This is a genomic window from Pedobacter sp. Leaf132, from assembly GCF_920984695.1.
GTDB lineage: Bacteria > Bacteroidota > Bacteroidia > Sphingobacteriales > Sphingobacteriaceae > Pedobacter.
The window spans coordinates 37,686-55,503 of sequence record NZ_CAKLBO010000008.1 but is presented as its reverse complement, the minus strand read 5'-3'; the positions used below and the strand labels follow the sequence as shown (position 1 = coordinate 55,503).

The window sequence follows — 17,818 nt, the reverse complement described above, 5'->3', positions numbered from 1 at the left end:
ATGATTAATAAAATATATAAAAAATACGTACTTATATTTTCGTTGTTAGTATTGGCATCATCATGTACAAAACTTGATTTAGCGCCAACGGATACAATATCGCCTGATAAGGCTTTTAGAAATATAAGTGATATAAACTTAGGTTTATTAGGCGCTTACGCATTATTAGATTATACGCCAATAAGTTTGGTTTCAACAGTTTCTGATGAAGCAACATTCCCAACAGAAAATACGGTTGGGAATAGCGATGCTTTCAGATGGCTTTATACTGCCGGAAGTGGTTCAGTAACCTCGCTTTATGCAAGTTATTACACCGCGATTGATAGAGTTAACAGAACAATTGCAGGTTTAGATGCCTTAACATTAAGTGGGGCAGATGCAACTACAGGTGCAAGATACCGCGGTGAACTTTTAGCCTTACGTGCATATTTTCATTTTGAATTGTTGAGAAACTATGCATCTGCTTATCAAACCGGAGCATTAGGCGTTCCATACATGAAAACATCAACAATTTCTTATCCTGCAAGAGATAATTTTGAAGTGGTTGTAGCAAATGCAAAAGCTGATTTAATCTCAGCCAAAGGCTTAATTCCGACAACTTTTACAGATAGAACCCGAATTACAAAAACTGCGGTTTCTGCTATTCAAGCCAGGTTGGCATTGTATGAAAAAAATTGGAGCGACGCTATTTCTTACGCTAATGAAGTGATTGCGGTGAATCCTTTAGCAACAAAAGCACAGTTTCCGGGTATATGGACAGATGCTAATGATAACGAAGTTATCTGGAAAGCAAAACGTGTTGGAACAACTGATTCGAGAATAGGAGATTTTTATTTCCGCCAAACTGGTGGCATTGTTTTATATGCGCCTGCTTTTAAGTTGATTAATACTTTTGATAAGGTTAACGATTTGCGTTATACTTCGTACATCAGATTTGATGCAACAAGAACTGGAACAAGATCTCAATATCTGGTAAATAAATATATTGGTGGTACCTCAACAGCTCCAGGTTTAACCGATATTAAATTATTCCGCACGGGCGAGATGTATTTAATTAAAGCTGAAGCAGAAGCGGAATCAACCGGAGATGCAGCTGGCGATTTAAACGCATTGCGTAATGCTCGTATCAATAATTATGTTAGCGCAACCTTTGCTGATAAAGCAACGCTTATCAATGCCATCATTGAAGAAAGATTTAAAGAACTTGCTTTTGAAGGTCATCGTTTTTACGATCTAAAGAGGAGAAATTTACCGGTAGTTAGATTGGCAGCTGATGCTGTAAACGCATCTGGAGCGGTAACACTACCCGTTACTCAGGCTCAATACTCGCTTCCTTTACCTGCTTTGGAAATTTCGGTAAATAAAAATACCGTTCAAAATCCGGGCTATTAATTATTTGGTGGTTTTACAAGAGATGCCTTTGTCATGTTGAGCTTGTCGAAACGAAAATACATATTTCTATTAACCTTCAACAAGCTCGGGCTGGCAAAATGAATTTTGATAAAGCCCATTAATATTTTAAATATGAAACAAACATTCTTTATCCTGCTGATGGCTTATTGCGTTTCGGTTATGGCTTGCAGTAAAACTACGGTTTCGCCTGCAACACCAACAACTGGAGGCGGAGGGACAACAACGCCAGTCGCGAAACCCAGACCTGCATCAATTGGTTTGGTTGGCGATAGCAGTAACGTAGTTAAAGCAACCAATGGCGGTATGGTTTTAATGGGTGGCGGAACGGATGTTGATGCCGCTTTTAAATGGATGATTGATAGAAGCGGTGGAGGAGATGTTGTGATTTTGCGTGCTTCAGGAACTGATGCCTATAACCCGTACATTAATGGTTTGGGTACGGTAAATTCTGTAGAAACTTTATTAATCAATACAAAAGAATTAGCAAATAATGATTCGGTAGCTTACATAATCCGGAATGCTGAGATGGTTTTTATTGCCGGTGGCGACCAATCTGATTACATGAGGTATTGGAAAGGAACGAAAACCGAACAAGCTTTAAATTATCTTTTGAATGATAAAAAAGCTCCGGTTGGCGGTACCAGCGCTGGTTGCGCAATTTTAGGTGGCTTTTACTATAGTGGTGAAACCGGCGGTTTAACCTCGGTACAGGCTTTGGCAAATCCATACGATTCAAACGTAACCTTATACAATAACGATTTTTTAAAAGCACCTTATTTACAAAATGTAATTACCGACCAACATTATTTAACCAGAGATAGAGAAGGGCGCTCGGTTATTTTTTTAGGTAGGATAAAAAAGGATTGGAATATAGCCGCAAAAGCTATTGCTGCCGATGAAAGAACGGCCGTTTGTATTGATAAGGATGGAAAGGCGCAGGTTTTTGGAGACTATTCTGCAAGCCGACCTTACAGTTATGCATATTTTATAAGTTCTGATGAAGGCAAACAACCCGAACAACTGGAGGCAAACAAGAAAGTTATCTGGATTAATAACGAAAAAGCCATCTCAGTTTATGAAATTCCTGCATCGGTAAATGGTGGTGGTAATTTTAATGTTGCTAACTTTAAGGCAAGTGAAGCCACAGGTGGCAAATGGTATTGGTGGTGGATAGATAATGGAGTTTTAAACAAAAAAGTTCAATAAAATAAGGATGAAAACATTAAAATTATTTTTGGTTTTTGCGTTTGCAATTTTTACAGCAAACGTTTCTGCGCAGCAGAAAAAATATGTTATGGTTATTCACGGTGGTGCAGGTACAATCTTGAAAAAGAATATGACACCGGAAAAAGAAGCTGAATATGTAAAGGTTTTAACCGAAGCTTTAAAAGCGGGTTATGCAAAAATTAAGGATGGAAAATCGAGTTTGGATGCAGTAGAGGCGACTATTCATGTTTTAGAAAACGACCCACATTTTAATGCCGGTAAAGGCGCTGTTTTTACTCACGATGGCAGAAACGAAATGGATGCCGCCATAATGGAGGGGAAAACTTTAATGGCGGGTGCGGTTGCGGGTGTTACAACCGTTAAAAATCCAATATCTGCAGCAAGAGCTGTGATGGAAAAATCAGAACATGTGATGATGGTTGGTGCAGGCGCCGATTTATTTGCTAAAGATGCTGGTTTGGAAATTGTAGACCCAAAATATTTCTGGACTAAAGAACGGTGGGATGGTTTACAACAAGCCATTAAAGAGGATTCTACAAAAGCAGTTTTAGATCACGGCAGCAAAAAATCTGAACTTTTAGGCAGCAAAAACCACGATTATAAGTTTGGTACTGTTGGCTGCGTAGCTTTGGATAAAGCTGGTAATTTAGCTGCCGGAACATCTACAGGCGGTATGACGAATAAAAAATACGGTCGCGTTGGTGATGCACCTATTATTGGTTCGGGAACATATTGTAATAACGAAACAGCAGGTATTTCTTGTACGGGTTGGGGCGAGTTCTACATTCGTAATGTAGTGGCCAAAACCATTTCCGATTTAATGGAATATAAAGGTTTGTCGGTAGATGCTGCATCTAAAATTGCCATCGAAAAAGTTGGCAAAATGGGTGGCGATGGCGGTTTAATCGCTTTAGATAAAAAAGGAAATATGTCTATGCCGTTTAATACAGAAGGTATGTACCGAGGTGCAATTACCGCTGACGGTAAAATTGAAGTAAGCATTTATAAATAATGAAACCATCATGATTTTCAGGTCACACAGTGGAATGAAAATCTGATAGCTTTATCATCATTAAAACAATTACATACAGATGAAAAGAATCTTTTTATCGCTGATTTTTATAGCCAATGCATTTATTTCAAATGCCCAAAATAAAGGTAGCCTGTTTATTATCGGTGGTGGAAATCGCTCAGATGCTTTGATGCAGAAAATGCTTCAAACGGCAAAACTAAGTCCAACAGATTACATCATTGTATTGCCAATGTCGAGCGAAGCGCCAGATGCTGGCTTTGATTTTCTTGCTAAGCAAATAATAAAGTTGGATAATCGGGTTATCAGAAACTTCAACTTTGCAAAGCATGATGTAAATGATAAAGCCTGGACGGATTCTTTAGCAAATGCAAAGCTGATTTACATACTAGGCGGCGACCAAAGCCGTTTCATGAATGTGGTTTTAAATACGCCTGTTTATGATGCAATCCACAAAGCCTATAAAAATGGCTCAACAATAGCCGGAACCAGTGCCGGAGCTGCCGTAATGAGCAAATATATGATTACCGGTAAACAGCTTTTAGATACTGTTTACAAAGAAACCTTTAATAAACTTTGGGATAAAAACATTGAATTTTCTAAAGGATTGGGCTTATTAGAAAATACAATTATTGATCAGCATTTTTTAAAACGTAACCGATATAACCGTTTAATTTCTGCTTTGGCAGCTAACCCAAGCATGGTTGGTATCGGTATTGACGAAAGTACGGCAATTATTGTAAATGGTAATAAAGCTACGGTTGCAGGCGAAAGCCAGGTGATTAGGATTGCTAATCCGCAAAATTTAAAATATACCGATAGTGGATTGCTCAAATTTTCAAAAGCCGAATTTGGCATTTTTACCGATGGTGATGTAATAGATATTAAACCGTAAATATTTTAGTTTTACTTTTCTAGGCTGTGCCTCGCAATGACGACCATTTCATGAAGGCTATTGGAAAGGGTCTCTCCTGCACAAACCTTTGTAACTAAACCCCTGCCTGCGGTAGGCAGGCGACATGAATGAGTAAAGTATTTGGCGAGGCCGAAAGTGCCATGAAATTAGTTCATTCATTTCCAAATATTTCGATTTCCAGTTTATATCTAGTTATTTGAATGAGTTGGTTCTCATTAAAAATTCCAACATCGAAAAAAAATAACCTATATTTCAGTCTTCAAAACATATAGATGAAATCAATCCTTTCCAATTTAACCTTTCAGGTAATTGTAGCTATTATTATTGGAATATTTGTAGGCACCTACTTTCCTGAATTTGCTTCAACTGCAAAACTGATAAGTCAGGGTTTTATTAACCTGATTAGCATGCTCATCGCACCTATCATTTTCTTTACCATTGTGTTGGGCATTGCACACATGGGCGATATGAAAAAGGTGGGAAGGGTAGGTGGAAAAGCACTATTGTATTTCGAAATTGTAAGTACAGTAGCCATAGCAGTTGGTTTATTGGTGGCAAATGTTTTAAAACCTGGTGTTGGCGTTGCGGCTAAAGTTAGCGATGCAGGTAAAATCTCTGATTATGCCGATAAAGCCAAGGATATGAATTGGGCAGAATTTTTCCTTCATATTATTCCGCACAACGTTATAGCTGCTTTTGCCGAAGGAAATATTCTACAAATTTTATTATTCGCCATTCTTTTTGGCTATGGTTTAAATAAATTAGGTGGCGAAGGAACCTCAGTTTTAAATGCTTTTGATAAAATATCGAAAGTGCTGTTTAAAATTATGAAAGTGATTATGCGCCTTGCTCCAATCGGTGCATTTGGTGGGATGGCATTCAGCATTGGTACTCACGGCTTACAAAGTGTTGTGGGTATGGCAAAATTAATGGGTTCGGTATATTTAACCTGCTTTCTATTTATTTTTGTGATTTTGAATGGCATCTGCAGATACTATAACTTCAGCCTTTGGCAATATCTTAAATTCATTCGTCAGGAAATTTTAATTGTTTTAGGTACTTCATCTTCAGAATCGGCTTTGCCTAGTATGATGCAGAAAATGGAAGCCATTGGCTGCGATAAATCGGTTGTTGGTTTAGTTATCCCGACAGGTTATTCTTTTAATTTAGATGGAACAGCAATTTATTTGGCAATGGCCGTAATATTTCTTTGCCAGGTTTTTCATGTCGATTTAACCCTCGGACAGCAAATTACTGTTTTAGGTGTGTTGATGGTAACTTCTAAAGGTGCTGCGGGTGTTACAGGAAGTGGTTTTATTGTATTGGTTTCTACCTTAACGGCGCTTAAAATTATGCCAATTGAACATATTTCTATCTTAATTGGTGTAGATAGATTTATGAGTGAAGCCAGGGCAATAACCAACGTGATTGGCAATGGTGTTGCAACAATTGTAATCGCTAAAAGCGAAAACCAGTTTGATGAAGCGAAATATCTAAAGGCAATTCAGCCGGCAATGATTGAGAAAAACGAAGAAAGTTAGGTTTGACGAGTCGCCGGTTTCCTGTTTTCGGATGCATTTATGGATTTTTAGTTAGTTGCGCTTAAAACTTTAGTGGATTATCTATAAAATTTGCTTGGTTGGCACCACGACTGGTAACGGAACAACTGACAACCGATAAGCCAATTAATTATCCTACCTTTGTGGCAGAAACAGGCAACACAGCATGTTTAGTTAACCCAAATTACATTGGCAGAACAAGAACAAAATAACCGCAAAGAAAAAAGCGAGTTACACCCACGCAACAAACACCGTTCGCGATACAATTTCAAACAACTTACAGCTTCTTCAAAAGAATTGAAACGTTTCGTTTTTAAGAACGAGCATAACGATGATTCTATCGATTTTGCAGACCAAAGCGCAGTTAAAGCACTGAACAGGGCTTTGCTTAAACAATATTATAATATCTCACAATGGGATATTCCTAAAGATTTTCTTTGTCCGCCGATTCCGGGTAGAGCAGATTATATTCACTACGTAGCCGATTTATTAGGCTCAAGTAATAAAGGTAAAAACCCGAAAGGCTCAAACGTAAATGTATTGGATATTGGTGTTGGCGCAAATTGCATCTATCCGATAATTGGTCACCAGGAATACGGCTGGAGCTTTGTAGGTTCTGAAATAGATCCATTATCTGTAGAATCGGCGAAGCGCATAATTGAAGCAAATAAACCATTGCAAGGTAAAATCGAAATTCGCCAACAAGGTTCAAAAATGGGTATTTTTAGAGGTATTGTTGGCCGAACTGAACGTTTTGATGCCATTGTTTGCAACCCACCATTTCACTCGTCGCTTAAAGAAGCCGAGCAAGGTACGCGTCAAAAATGGCGTAATTTGGGTGGTAACGAAAAAGAAGTAAAACACGTTTTAAACTTCGGTGGAAACAAGGCTGAGCTTTGGTGCCCGGGCGGCGAACGTGCTTTTGTAGAGCAAATGATTATTCAAAGCGAGCAAATTAAAAACCAGGTTTTGTGGTTTACCTCACTGGTTTCGAAAAGCGCTAACTTAAAAAGTATTTACAGCACATTAATAAAAGCTAATGCATTTGAAGTTCGTACTGTGCAAATGAGTCAGGGGCAAAAAATAAGCCGTTTTGTAGCCTGGACTTACAAAGACGATGCTGCACAAGCGGAGTGGGCAAAGGGATGGAAAAGTGAAAGTGCTAAGCCTGAAGTTAAAAACGCTTAGTTTTAAAATAATTAGAAAAGCAAAGCCGGATGAACTGTTTAAGTTTTTCCGGCTTTTTATTTGTATCTTTTTGCAGCGCAGTACCATTCCTACATTCGTCATTGCGAGGAGGAACGACGTGGCAATCTTTTGCGCTAATGCTTCAAAAAGGATATCACTTCAATCCGGTTTATTTAACACGGGTTGGTGCTACTATTTAAGGTTTTTAAAACCCACTGTTAAAATTTATGTGATAAATTAATTACTACTTTTTTTCGTAAACTATCATAATTACCAAATCATTATCAGCATTTGGAGCAATACCATGCGAACTTCCTGGCCGGGTTAAAATTGCATCTCCAGGCTTTACGTTAAAGGTTTTGCCGTTCATTTTCATTATTCCATAGCCGCTCAATACATAATAAATTTCATCCTCCTTTTGTAAATGATAACCAATAGAAGAGCCGGGTTGTAGTACTCTTTTTCTGAAAGCAGTTTTAAGGTTTCTAGCATCGGCAAAGAAGTTATAGCCAATGGTTTCTCCGCCGCCTTTATGTGTGCCAGGTTCCTTTTTTGATACCTCAATATCGTTTTGTAAAATATATTTGCTGGTATCCGTTTGCGCCTTAGTACCAAAAGCAGTTATTGATAAAAGAAATAATATTAGTAAAGGTTTATCTTTCATACCCTAAATTTTTAAATGCTAATGTTAATCACTAGGTTTTACCGATGCTAAATTTAAGCTTTTGGCTGTATGTATTCTTTGAAAATTTAAGTATTAAAGCCTGGTTTTCGGCTTTCAAGCGAAACAAACATTCAAAAAACCTTCTGCAATTGCTTTTCAAAGCAAAAATATATATCTTTCAAAATAAAATTTTAATATTTATCTATCTGATAATCAGCTATTAAAAATTTATTTTAACATTCATTTAACTTTTTTTCATCTCCTATGCAACCAATGTTTGTAATCTGCCATCTTCTATATACAAACACACAATGAAATTGACGCGAAGCTATACGATAAACGATTTGATGGAAGGCTGCAAAGCAGGAGACCGGAAGATGCAGGAGCTGCTTTACAAGCAAACTGCATCGAAAATGATGGCTGTTTGTATGCGCTATGCTAAAGATAGAATGGAGGCTGAAGATGTTTTGCAAATGGGCTACATCAAGGTTTTTCAGAAAATTAAAGAGTATAGAGGCGATGGTTCTTTTGAAGGATGGATTAGAAGGGTAATGGTTAATACTGCAATTGAGAGTTACCGAAAAAATTTACGCAGCTTAAATGTTGTTGAAATTGATGAAGCTTACGAGCAGCCATCAACCGGATTTGATTTTGGAACTTTAGGCATGCAGGATTTGATGAAGGTGATACAGAAATTGGCTGATGGTTACAGAATGGTTTTCAATATGTATGTGATTGAAGGCTATTCTCACAAAGAAATTGGAGAAACCTTAGGTATCTCAGAAGGCGCTAGTAAATCTCAATTATCGAGAGCACGAGCAATATTAAAAGAAGAAATTATAAAAATGGAGGGCTTTGGTTATGCAACCTATACAGGATAAAGATTTTGATAAGTTATTTAAAAATGCTTTCGAAGATGCTGAAATTGAGCCATCAAGAGATTTGTGGAGCAGCATAGAAAGCGAAATCGAACCAAAAAGAAAAAGGATTATTCCAATTTATTGGTTATCGGCAGCGGCAGTTTTATTAGTGGTAACTGTAGGTTTTTTGATTTACAAACAACAAGATGTTACACCAAAACAATATGCCAGTAATGTTACTCCAAAGGTTGAAACGCCAGTTGTAACGGAACAGCCAACTAAAGATTCGTCGGTTTTAGTTATTAGCCCGGTTGAAAAAGCAACACAAGTTTTGCCTGTAAGTGCTAAACCAGTTACGAGTTTGGCTAAAGTTAAAACTAAAGTAACTGTAAAACCTATAGAGACATATAAGGTGGTTACGGCTCCAGAAATGCAAAAACAGGAACAGGTTATTGTTAGAGTAGAAACTCCGCAGAAGGATATCAAAACCAAAATAGAAGAGGCAATTTTACAACCTAAAGAAGAAACGATTATTGCAGCCAATCCAAGTGCAATTAAAATGGATAATGTTGATAATGAGAACAGTCAGGCTGAAACTAAAGGCATTAGAAATGTTGGCGATGTTGTAAACTTAATTGTAAACAAAGTTGATAAAAGGAAAGATAAATTTATTCAGTTCCGTACGGATGATGATGATTCTTCACTTTCGTCGATAAATATTGGTCCGTTTAAAATTGGTAAAAAGAAAAAATAGAAGAATTTATTAAGATTTAACGATGGGGTTTAATAACATTCGCTCATTCAAAAATCAATCATTCAAAATTTAGAAAATAAACACACACAAAATATGAAACGTTTAATTTTAACAGCACTTTTGGTAAGCGGACTTGCCGGTGCTATTGCTCCAAGTGTTTTTGCACAGCAAGATACGGTCGCTAAAGACTCTGTAACCAGAAAGAAGGCAAAATATACCATCAGAATTGGCGGCGGTCCGATAGTAACAAAAGGAACCGACTCTACGGATAACGCAAAGAAAGGTCGCTTTGTTGGTGGCGTTACCTTTACCAGAGTAGATTTAGGTTTCTCGAGATTAATTGATAACGGAAGTTTTAATCTATCACCAAACAACGAGTTTTTAGATTATAAAGGCGGAAAAACAAGTACATTCTCATTCGATATCCTACAATTCGGTTATCGCTTTAACTCAAACTTTAAAGTTTATGTTGCCGGTGGTTTCGATTGGACTTTAATCAGATTGAGAAGAGATATAACAATCGCTAAAAACTCAAATGAGTTTGTGTACACGGAGCAACCTGTTCATTTCTCTAAAAACAGATTTTCGAGCAGCTACGTTCACATTCCTTTAAACTTTGAATTTCGTACAAGTGAAAATAATAAAGGCAAAAGGTTTTATTTAGTGCTTGGACCAGAAGTAAGCTTCTTACTGAATGGAAAGATTAAACAAATTAGCGATGAGCGAGGCAAAGAAAAACAATATGATAACTACCACTTCCAATCTGTTCGTTACGGTGGTACTGTTAGGTTTGGCTACGGTGGTTTAGGTTTGTTTACCAAATATTATTTCAACGATATGTTTACAACTGCACAACAGGCCGGTTTAAAAAATATGAGCTTTGGCGTAACCTTCGGTTTAAACTAAAATATTACAACACACAAATTGTAAATCCTGTTTCGGTTAGACGGAACAGGATTTTTTTTATCTCTATTATTTAGCCTAATCCTTTTACCTTAAAACCCTCAAGCTTTATTATCTTTACCATGTGAGCGATAAGATAATCAGTGTAAAAAATCTAACGAAACAATACCAGATAGAACAAGCTGGAGGTATTAAAAACATTAGTTTCGATATAAATAGAGGCGACGTAGTAGCCATCATCGGCGAAAGCGGTAGCGGTAAATCAACCTTGTTAAAATCTATTTATGGTTTGCTAAAAACCGATGAAGGCGATATTTTCTTTGAAGATAAACGTGTTTTAGGCCCTGATGAGCAACTGATACCTGGGCACAAGCAGATGAAAATGGTTACCCAGGATTTTTCATTGAATATATATGCAAAGGTTTATGATAACATCGCTTCTCAACTTTCTAATTCGGATTTAAAAACCAAGGCTGAAAAAACTTTGGCGATTATGGAGCATCTGCGAATTCTGCCGCTACAAAACAAAAAAATTATTGAATTAAGTGGTGGGGAGCAACAACGTGTGGCGATTGCTAAAGCAATGGTTGCTGATACTAAGGTTTTGTTATTAGATGAACCTTTTAGTCAGGTGGATGCCCTGCTCAAAAACCAACTTAGAGCCGATATTAAACGTGTTGCCGCTGAAACTGGTGTTACGGTGATTTTGGTTTCCCACGACCCAGCCGATGGATTATTTTTGGCCGACCAGCTTTTGATTTTAAGAAATGGCGAACTTTTGCAAACGGGTAAACCAGTAGAAATTTATCAAAAGCCGAAGCATATTTACACCGCACAAATTTTAGGCAATGCGGTAGTTTTATCTCGTGGTGATGCGGAGAAAATTGGTTTAAAAACTTTTGCTGCTCATGTGGTTTTTTATCCCGAATGGGCAGAAATAAATAACGGCTGGAGTAGTAGGCGTTTTGAAGTAAAAGATGTTTACTACAAGGGTTTTTATGATGAACTTTTACTGGAAAGAAACGGTGTAACCGTTCGGGCTCTACAATTGAATAGGGGCGAACACAAAAAAAACGACCACGTTCAATTGAACATTAGTCGTTTTTTAGAGTTTTACTAAGAAATTATAAATCGTTTCCGACCAATACTATTTTAATTCTAACTGTTGAGGTTGGCTTTCTCGTTTGAAGCTGAAAGTCAGCGCTTTGAACATCAATTGCAACACCACCTTTATAAACTTCGTAGCTAAAAGCATCAATATTATAAACAAAAGGTAGGGCAATGTAACTTGCTCCACTGTTATAAGAAATGTAAACTAAAGTTCCTTCGTTATCGATGTGATATTGGTCAATTTCAGGAACAGGAATTTCGGCTGTATAAGTTTTGCTGTCGCTACTAAGCGTCCAGGCATTTGTAGAAACATCTCTAACAACCGTTAAAATTGCATTTGGGCTTTGTACGATTGTTTCTTTTTTGCAGGATGCCAAACCTAGTGTGACAATGCAAAGCATTAGGATAGTAAGTTTTTTCATGTCGATATTGTTTAATTTGTGTGTGTGCTTTGTGTAATACAAAACAACTGCCAAAAAATCAGTAAAACACAATGTGGATTAATAATTGTTTGGTTGATGTAACACAACATTGAAAATTGAATTTATTTAAGTTGAAATGAGAGTAGTTTTTAGAGTTTTACCCTGGCTGATTTTATTGATTGCAGGATACTTTTTTATCTCAAAAAAGTTTAGCATTAACACCTCTGTTGAAAGTAAACATCAGCTTTTAGTAGAAAAAATTGAGGCTATTGGTAAACTGGAGTTGGTTCGTTACCAAATTAGTGATGTTTTGGAACATAAAAACAAAACTGATTTTTTACCTGAAGCGAGTGTTTTGCTAATTGTAAAAGCAGAGGCTGTTGGTTGCATCGATTTAACAAAAGTTTCCAGAGATAATATTGAAATTGATGGAGATACTGCTGTAGTAAATTTACCACAGCCAGAAATTTGTTATGTAAAAATTGACCACAAAAACTCCAAAGTTTACGATACTAAAATGGCTTTCTTCCGCGAAGCGGGATTGGTTGATGAGGCTTATAAGGCTGCCGAAAAACATGTAGCTACCGAAGTGAAAAAATCAGATATTTTATCGCAAACTAAAAATAATGCTGCAAATGTTTTAAAGCCCTTAATTGAAGGTTTGGGTTATAAAAACGTGAGGCTGACTTTTGATTAGGAAATTTTATTTTAACATTTTCATAAATCTCAGTTTCAAAGCAAATGGTTTAGTTGTATTTGGTGGTGATAAATATTATAAAAAATCTTCGCGGTGCGGGTTAAAAATATCAATCAACAAACCATCTTCAAGGCAAACCACTCCGTGAAAAATCATGGTTGGGGCAAAAAATAGATCGCCTTCATTTAGTGTTTTCTTATTATCGCCCATAGTTACTTCAAAACTCCCTTTAGCCACGTAACTTAATTGTAAATGCGGATGGTTATGTAACGTTCCAACTGCATCTTTTTCAAAAGCAACTTTTACCAGCATTAAATTGTCATCAAAAGGCATTACTTTGCGCTTTACGCCAGCGCCTAAATCATCCCAATCCAAATCGCTATCGGTTATTAAGGTTTGGTTTTTTAGATCTTTAAAATTCATTTTTTTTACGAGATTTTGTCACGCTAAGTATATTAAACCCTGTTCTTCGGTATTTTCAGGACGACAAATTTAAAAATTGTCATTTCTTTTTCTGCAAAAAAACTTTCCGTTCTTTGCGGTTAATTAATCGAAACCTTATACCAAATACTCAAACAAAGTTTGGTCCTGGTTCAACTCAATAATTTCGAATTTAAAATCTTTCATACGCTGCAGCAAACTCGCATAATCGTCTTTATTGGTTAACTCAATTCCAACCAATGCCGGTCCGTTTTCTTTATTGGTTTTTTTAATAAACTCAAAACGGGTAATATCATCATGCGGGCCTAAAACCTCGTTTACAAATAATTTTAAGGCACCTGGTCTTTGCGGAAAGCGAACAATGAAATAATGCTTTAAACCTTCAAAAAGTAACGACTTCTCTTTGATTTCTTGCATGCGTTCAATGTCGTTATTACCACCACTGATTACACAAACAATATTTTTACCTACAATTTGGTCTTTAACCTGTTCTAAGGCGGCTACAGATAATGCACCTGCTGGCTCTACAACAATTGCATCTTCATTATACAGCTTTAAAATAGTTGTGCAAATTTGCCCTTCAGGAATCAAATAGGTAGAACTTAAAAGCTCCTGACAATATTGATAAGTTATCCAGCCCATTCTTTTTACAGCGGCGCCGTCAACAAAACGTTCAATATTTTCAACCGTAACCGGACCACCGTTTTTTAAAGCTTCACTTAATGATGGCGCACCCATCGGTTCTACGCCAAATATTTTAACATCAGGTTTTACGGTTTGCAGATATGCACTCACGCCAGATGCTAAACCGCCACCACCAACTGGTACAATTATGGCATCCAAAGAAGGCAAATCCTGATAAATTTCCATCGCTACTGTTGCCTGCCCCTCAATCACTTTTTCATCATCAAAAGGAGGAATAAATGTCGAAGATTTTTCTTCGCAGTAAATCAAAGCTTCCTTTAAACAATCATCAAAAGTATCGCCAACTAAAATAATTTCAATATTGGCGCCGCCAAACATATTTACCTGCTTAATTTTTTGCTTTGGCGTTATCTCAGGCATAAAAATTACACCTTTGATATTCAACTTTTTGCAAGAATAAGCTACGCCCTGCGCATGGTTACCCGCACTTGCGCATACAATACCGTTTTTTAACGATTCTGGATTTAAAGCACTTATTTTATTGTATGCGCCACGTAATTTGTAAGACCTTACAATTTGTAAATCTTCTCTTTTAAGGTAAATATTAGCATTATACTTAAGCGATAATCCTTCATTATACTCTAATGGTGTGCGTTTAACAACACCTTCTAAAGTTTTAAATGCACCGCCGAAATCAAAAGTATTGTTTATTGTATCATTCATTTTTTCAGTATCAAATACTAATATTTACTCAATTATTTTTTTGAAAAGCAGGTTTCTGTTCTTTTCGGTCATTTCTGCCCCGCCATTCCTGCCTGTCTGGCAGGCGGGCGTTGCAATCCTTTTTTTACTTCTGTTATTTCCTCCTTCGTTTCGTCATTGCCTGCCTGCAGTAGGCAGGCGAAGAGGAACGATGTGGTAATCTTTTTTGCTAACCACCAAAATGTATTTCCACTGCTGTCGGGTTTATAAAAACTTGGTTTGTGCTGGTTAGTAAAAAAAACACCCCGCCTTTCAGGCAACCCTCTAAAAGAGGGGAATTCCCCTCAAAACGTTCAACTTAGCTGCAAATCTACATTCTGTCAGTCTGAGCTTGTCGAAGACCATTTGTAAAAAATTGTTGTCCTTCGACAAGCTCAGGATGACATTATGCCCTCTGTCCGTCATTGCGAGGCACAGCCTGCCCCGACAATTCGGGGAAGCAATCTTATTACTTTAGTTTCTTGCTTTAAGATACCTCGCAATGACGAAGCGGCTTTTCTTTTCGCTTTAACTTTTAGTCTTTAATCTTTAGTTTTTCAGCTCTAATCTTTCAGCTTTAAACTTTCTGCTATCAACCTTCCGCTTCCCTACAAAAACTTATTAATCGCATCTAAATATGCGTTAGCAGATGCTTTCACAATATCCGTGCTGAAACCAAATCCTACAAAAGATTTGCCTTCATAATCTACTTTCATATTTACTTTGCTCACGTCATCACTTCCACCGTGCATCGCCTGTATGGTAAACTCTTTAAGTGTGATGTTTTTATCTATAATGCTCACAATAGCATTAATGGTTGCATCAACCGGGCCATTACCTTCTGCTTTTGCTTCTTTCTCTACACCTTCATATTGCAACTTAATATTGGCTGTTGGATTTGCCTGGTCGCCGCAAACTACTTGCAGTAAGTTTAATTTATAACCATTTTTGTATGATTCCGTTTCTCCATTACTCATCAAGAAAAGTAAATCATCATCTGTAATGTCTTTTTTCTCATCAGCCAATACTAAAAAACGCTCGTAAACATCATCAATATTGATTTTTTCTATATCATAATCCAAACGCTCTAAATGGTGTTTCAAAGCGTGGCGACCGCTACGAGCCGTCAAAATAATATCAGCGCTGTTTAAACCAACATCTTCAGGATTAATGATTTCGTAATTTTCCCTGTGTTTTAAAAATCCATCCTGATGAATTCCCGAGCTGTGTGCAAAAGCATTTTTACCAACAATTGCCTTGTTTGGCTGTACCGGCATGTGCATCATACGGCTAACCATTCCGCTAATTTCTGTGAAATGTTTGCTATTGATGCCGGTATGCAAGCCCAAACTATGCGTTTTTAAAATCATCGCAACTTCTTCCAAAGCCGTATTCCCAGCTCTCTCCCCGATACCGTTTATGGTACATTCAATTTGGCGGGCGCCATTAACTACACCGGCAATACTGTTTGCTGTTGCCAAACCTAAATCATTATGGCAATGAACCGATATAATTGCATTATCAATATTTTTAACGTTTTCCTTTAAATAAAGAATTTTAGAACCGTATTGGTCTGGCATGCAATAACCGTTTGTATCGGGAATGTTTACTACGGTTGCACCCGCTGCAATAACCGCTTCAATCATTTGGGCTAAAAATTCATTATCAGCTCTGCCGGCATCTTCTGCGTAAAACTCAACATCTTCCACAAACTTTTTAGCATATTTAACCGCTTCAACCGCTCTTTCTAAAATCTTTTCGCGGGTACTGTTAAATTTGTATTTAATGTGCATATCCGATGAGCCAATGCCGGTATGGATACGTGGATGCTTAGCATATTGTAATGATTCTGCAGCTACATCGATATCGCCTTTAATCGCTCTGGTTAATGCGCAAATGGTAGGGTTTTTAATCGCTTTTGATAACTCCACAACACTTTGAAAATCGCCAGGACTCGAAATCGGGAATCCGGCTTCAATCACATCAACACCTAATAATTCTAGAGCTTTGGCAATTTCAATTTTCTGATTGGTATCTAATTGGCAGCCTGGAACTTGTTCGCCATCTCGTAATGTAGTGTCGAAAATATATACTTTATTTGGGTCGTGTATCATTAGTTTTGTGTTGTAGTTAATTTTTGTGATAAGAATTTTAATACCAATTTGCCCATTTCGGCAGTGCCTAAAACTTTAAATCGGTTAGTGGTTTGGTCGGCAATGTCGTGTGTTCTAAAACCTTCTTTTAAAACGGCATCAACAGTATCAACCAGCAATTTTGCTTCTTCTTTCAATCCGAAGCCGATTTCGAGCATTAACGCCGCAGATAGGATAGAGGCTAGCGGATTCGCTAAATCTTTTCCGGTAATATCGTGAGCCGAACCATGTATTGGCTCAAAGAATCCGGTGCTTTCGCCAACAGAAGCTGATGCCAGCATTCCCATCGAGCCTGCAATTTGCGAAGCTTCATCGGTTAAAATATCTCCAAATAAATTCGCCGTTAAAACCACATCAAATTTCTTAGGATTTTTAATTAATTGCATCGCCGCGTTATCAATAAACATGTGCTCGGTTTCTACATCAGGGTATTGTTTTGCAATTTCCTGAACGGTTTCTCGCCATAGGCGAGAGCTTTCTAAAACGTTCGCTTTATCTACAGAACACAACCTTTTGCTACGTTGCTGGGCAGCTTGATAAGCCTTATGTGCAATGCGTTCAACTTCGTAGCGGTGGTAAATCATTAAATCTGAAGCAGTATTTCTATCTTCTGAACGAGTTTTTTCTCCGAAGTAAACATCGCCTGTTAATTCGCGAAAGAATAAAATATCTGTTCCTCTTAATATTTCGGGTTTAATGCTTGATGCCTGAAGAAGTTCATCAAATAGTAATATCGGGCGGAGGTTGGCGAACAAACCAAGTTCTTTGCGGATTTTTAATAAACCTTGCTCTGGCCTAACTTTTAAACTTGGGTCGTTGTCGTATTTGGCATGGCCGATGGCACCAAAAAGAATGGCATCACTTTTCCTCGCCTTTTCTAAAGTTTCATCAGGTAATGGTTCGCCAGTTACTTCAATTGCCACGTGACCCATCAAAGCTTCATCAAACTCAAATTCATGACCAAAAATTTCGGCAATTTTTTCGAGTGCTGCTTTTCCCCATGTGGTTACTTCGGGTCCGATACCATCTCCAGGTATTACTAAAATGTTCTTCTTCATTGTATTATATTTTGCCGCCATTGCGAGGTACGAAGCA

At 37.4% G+C, this 17,818-nt stretch carries 17 protein-coding genes; 11 read left to right on the top strand and 6 right to left on the bottom strand.

Features of this window, described 5'->3' with window-relative positions:
• The 6 genes from LUA86_RS14440 (at nucleotide 1) to rlmF (ending at nucleotide 7,333) form a co-directional block, all read left to right on the top strand.
• On the top strand, nucleotides 1–1,392 hold the full coding sequence (locus LUA86_RS14440) for a RagB/SusD family nutrient uptake outer membrane protein (protein ID WP_231463936.1): 1,392 nt from the start codon (nucleotides 1–3) through the stop codon (nucleotides 1,390–1,392).
• A gap of 132 nt (nucleotides 1,393–1,524) precedes the next feature.
• Nucleotides 1,525–2,619 (top strand): cyanophycinase, encoded by a 1,095-nt coding sequence (locus LUA86_RS14435; protein WP_231463934.1) that lies wholly within the window; start codon nucleotides 1,525–1,527, stop codon nucleotides 2,617–2,619.
• A gap of 7 nt (nucleotides 2,620–2,626) precedes the next feature.
• A complete protein-coding gene (locus tag LUA86_RS14430) occupies nucleotides 2,627–3,652 on the top strand; it encodes an isoaspartyl peptidase/L-asparaginase family protein (RefSeq protein ID WP_231463932.1) in 1,026 nt (341 codons plus the stop codon).
• A gap of 79 nt (nucleotides 3,653–3,731) precedes the next feature.
• Nucleotides 3,732–4,565, top strand: a complete 834-nt coding sequence (locus tag LUA86_RS14425) for a cyanophycinase (RefSeq protein WP_231463930.1) — start codon at nucleotides 3,732–3,734, stop codon at nucleotides 4,563–4,565.
• Nucleotides 4,566–4,858: 293 nt separating this feature from the next.
• Complete coding sequence (gene dctA / locus LUA86_RS14420) at nucleotides 4,859–6,127, top strand: C4-dicarboxylate transporter DctA (RefSeq protein WP_231463929.1); 1,269 nt, start codon at nucleotides 4,859–4,861, stop codon at nucleotides 6,125–6,127.
• A gap of 207 nt (nucleotides 6,128–6,334) precedes the next feature.
• Complete coding sequence (rlmF, locus tag LUA86_RS14415) at nucleotides 6,335–7,333, top strand: 23S rRNA (adenine(1618)-N(6))-methyltransferase RlmF (protein WP_231463927.1); 999 nt, start codon at nucleotides 6,335–6,337, stop codon at nucleotides 7,331–7,333.
• 244 nt (nucleotides 7,334–7,577) lie between these two features.
• Here rlmF and LUA86_RS14410 read toward each other — a convergent pair whose 3' ends face one another.
• The gene (locus LUA86_RS14410; RefSeq protein ID WP_231463925.1) at nucleotides 7,578–7,997 is read right to left on the bottom strand and encodes a cupin domain-containing protein; all 420 of its coding nucleotides are present in this window, start codon (nucleotides 7,995–7,997) and stop codon (nucleotides 7,578–7,580) included.
• A 311-nt stretch (nucleotides 7,998–8,308) separates the two neighbouring features.
• Here LUA86_RS14410 and LUA86_RS14405 point away from each other — a divergent pair, with 311 nt between their 5' ends.
• The 4 genes from LUA86_RS14405 (at nucleotide 8,309) to LUA86_RS14390 (ending at nucleotide 11,634) form a co-directional block, all read left to right on the top strand.
• A complete protein-coding gene (locus LUA86_RS14405) occupies nucleotides 8,309–8,878 on the top strand; it encodes an RNA polymerase sigma factor (protein WP_231463922.1) in 570 nt (189 codons plus the stop codon).
• Nucleotides 8,859–9,611 carry a hypothetical protein gene (locus LUA86_RS14400; RefSeq protein ID WP_231463920.1) on the top strand — a complete coding sequence of 251 codons (753 nt, stop codon included), beginning with the start codon at nucleotides 8,859–8,861 and terminating at the stop codon, nucleotides 9,609–9,611. Before LUA86_RS14405 ends, LUA86_RS14400 begins: the two co-directional genes overlap by 20 nt.
• A gap of 93 nt (nucleotides 9,612–9,704) precedes the next feature.
• Nucleotides 9,705–10,517 (top strand): outer membrane beta-barrel protein, encoded by an 813-nt coding sequence (locus LUA86_RS14395; protein WP_231463918.1) that lies wholly within the window; start codon nucleotides 9,705–9,707, stop codon nucleotides 10,515–10,517.
• A gap of 121 nt (nucleotides 10,518–10,638) precedes the next feature.
• A complete protein-coding gene (locus LUA86_RS14390) occupies nucleotides 10,639–11,634 on the top strand; it encodes an ABC transporter ATP-binding protein (protein ID WP_231463916.1) in 996 nt (331 codons plus the stop codon).
• A gap of 4 nt (nucleotides 11,635–11,638) precedes the next feature.
• Here the strand turns inward: LUA86_RS14390 and LUA86_RS14385 are convergent, their stop codons facing one another.
• Nucleotides 11,639–12,046, bottom strand: a complete 408-nt coding sequence (locus LUA86_RS14385; RefSeq protein ID WP_231463914.1) for a hypothetical protein — start codon at nucleotides 12,044–12,046, stop codon at nucleotides 11,639–11,641.
• Nucleotides 12,047–12,182: 136 nt separating this feature from the next.
• Between LUA86_RS14385 and LUA86_RS14380 the strand changes: the two genes are divergently transcribed.
• The gene (locus LUA86_RS14380; protein WP_231463912.1) at nucleotides 12,183–12,743 is read left to right on the top strand and encodes a DUF4230 domain-containing protein; all 561 of its coding nucleotides are present in this window, start codon (nucleotides 12,183–12,185) and stop codon (nucleotides 12,741–12,743) included.
• A 75-nt stretch (nucleotides 12,744–12,818) separates the two neighbouring features.
• Here LUA86_RS14380 and LUA86_RS14375 read toward each other — a convergent pair whose 3' ends face one another.
• The 4 genes from LUA86_RS14375 to leuB form a co-directional block, all read right to left on the bottom strand.
• Nucleotides 12,819–13,166 carry a cupin domain-containing protein gene (locus LUA86_RS14375; RefSeq protein WP_231463910.1) on the bottom strand — a complete coding sequence of 116 codons (348 nt, stop codon included), beginning with the start codon at nucleotides 13,164–13,166 and terminating at the stop codon, nucleotides 12,819–12,821.
• Nucleotides 13,167–13,301: 135 nt separating this feature from the next.
• Complete coding sequence (ilvA, locus tag LUA86_RS14370; RefSeq protein ID WP_231463908.1) at nucleotides 13,302–14,552, bottom strand: threonine ammonia-lyase IlvA; 1,251 nt, start codon at nucleotides 14,550–14,552, stop codon at nucleotides 13,302–13,304.
• Nucleotides 14,553–15,178: 626 nt separating this feature from the next.
• Nucleotides 15,179–16,684 carry a 2-isopropylmalate synthase gene (locus LUA86_RS14365; RefSeq protein WP_231463906.1) on the bottom strand — a complete coding sequence of 502 codons (1,506 nt, stop codon included), beginning with the start codon at nucleotides 16,682–16,684 and terminating at the stop codon, nucleotides 15,179–15,181.
• A complete protein-coding gene (gene leuB / locus LUA86_RS14360) occupies nucleotides 16,684–17,781 on the bottom strand; it encodes a 3-isopropylmalate dehydrogenase (RefSeq protein ID WP_231463904.1) in 1,098 nt (365 codons plus the stop codon). The genes LUA86_RS14365 and leuB overlap by 1 nt, the downstream gene beginning before the upstream one ends.
• Between the last annotated feature and the right edge of the window lie 37 nt (nucleotides 17,782–17,818).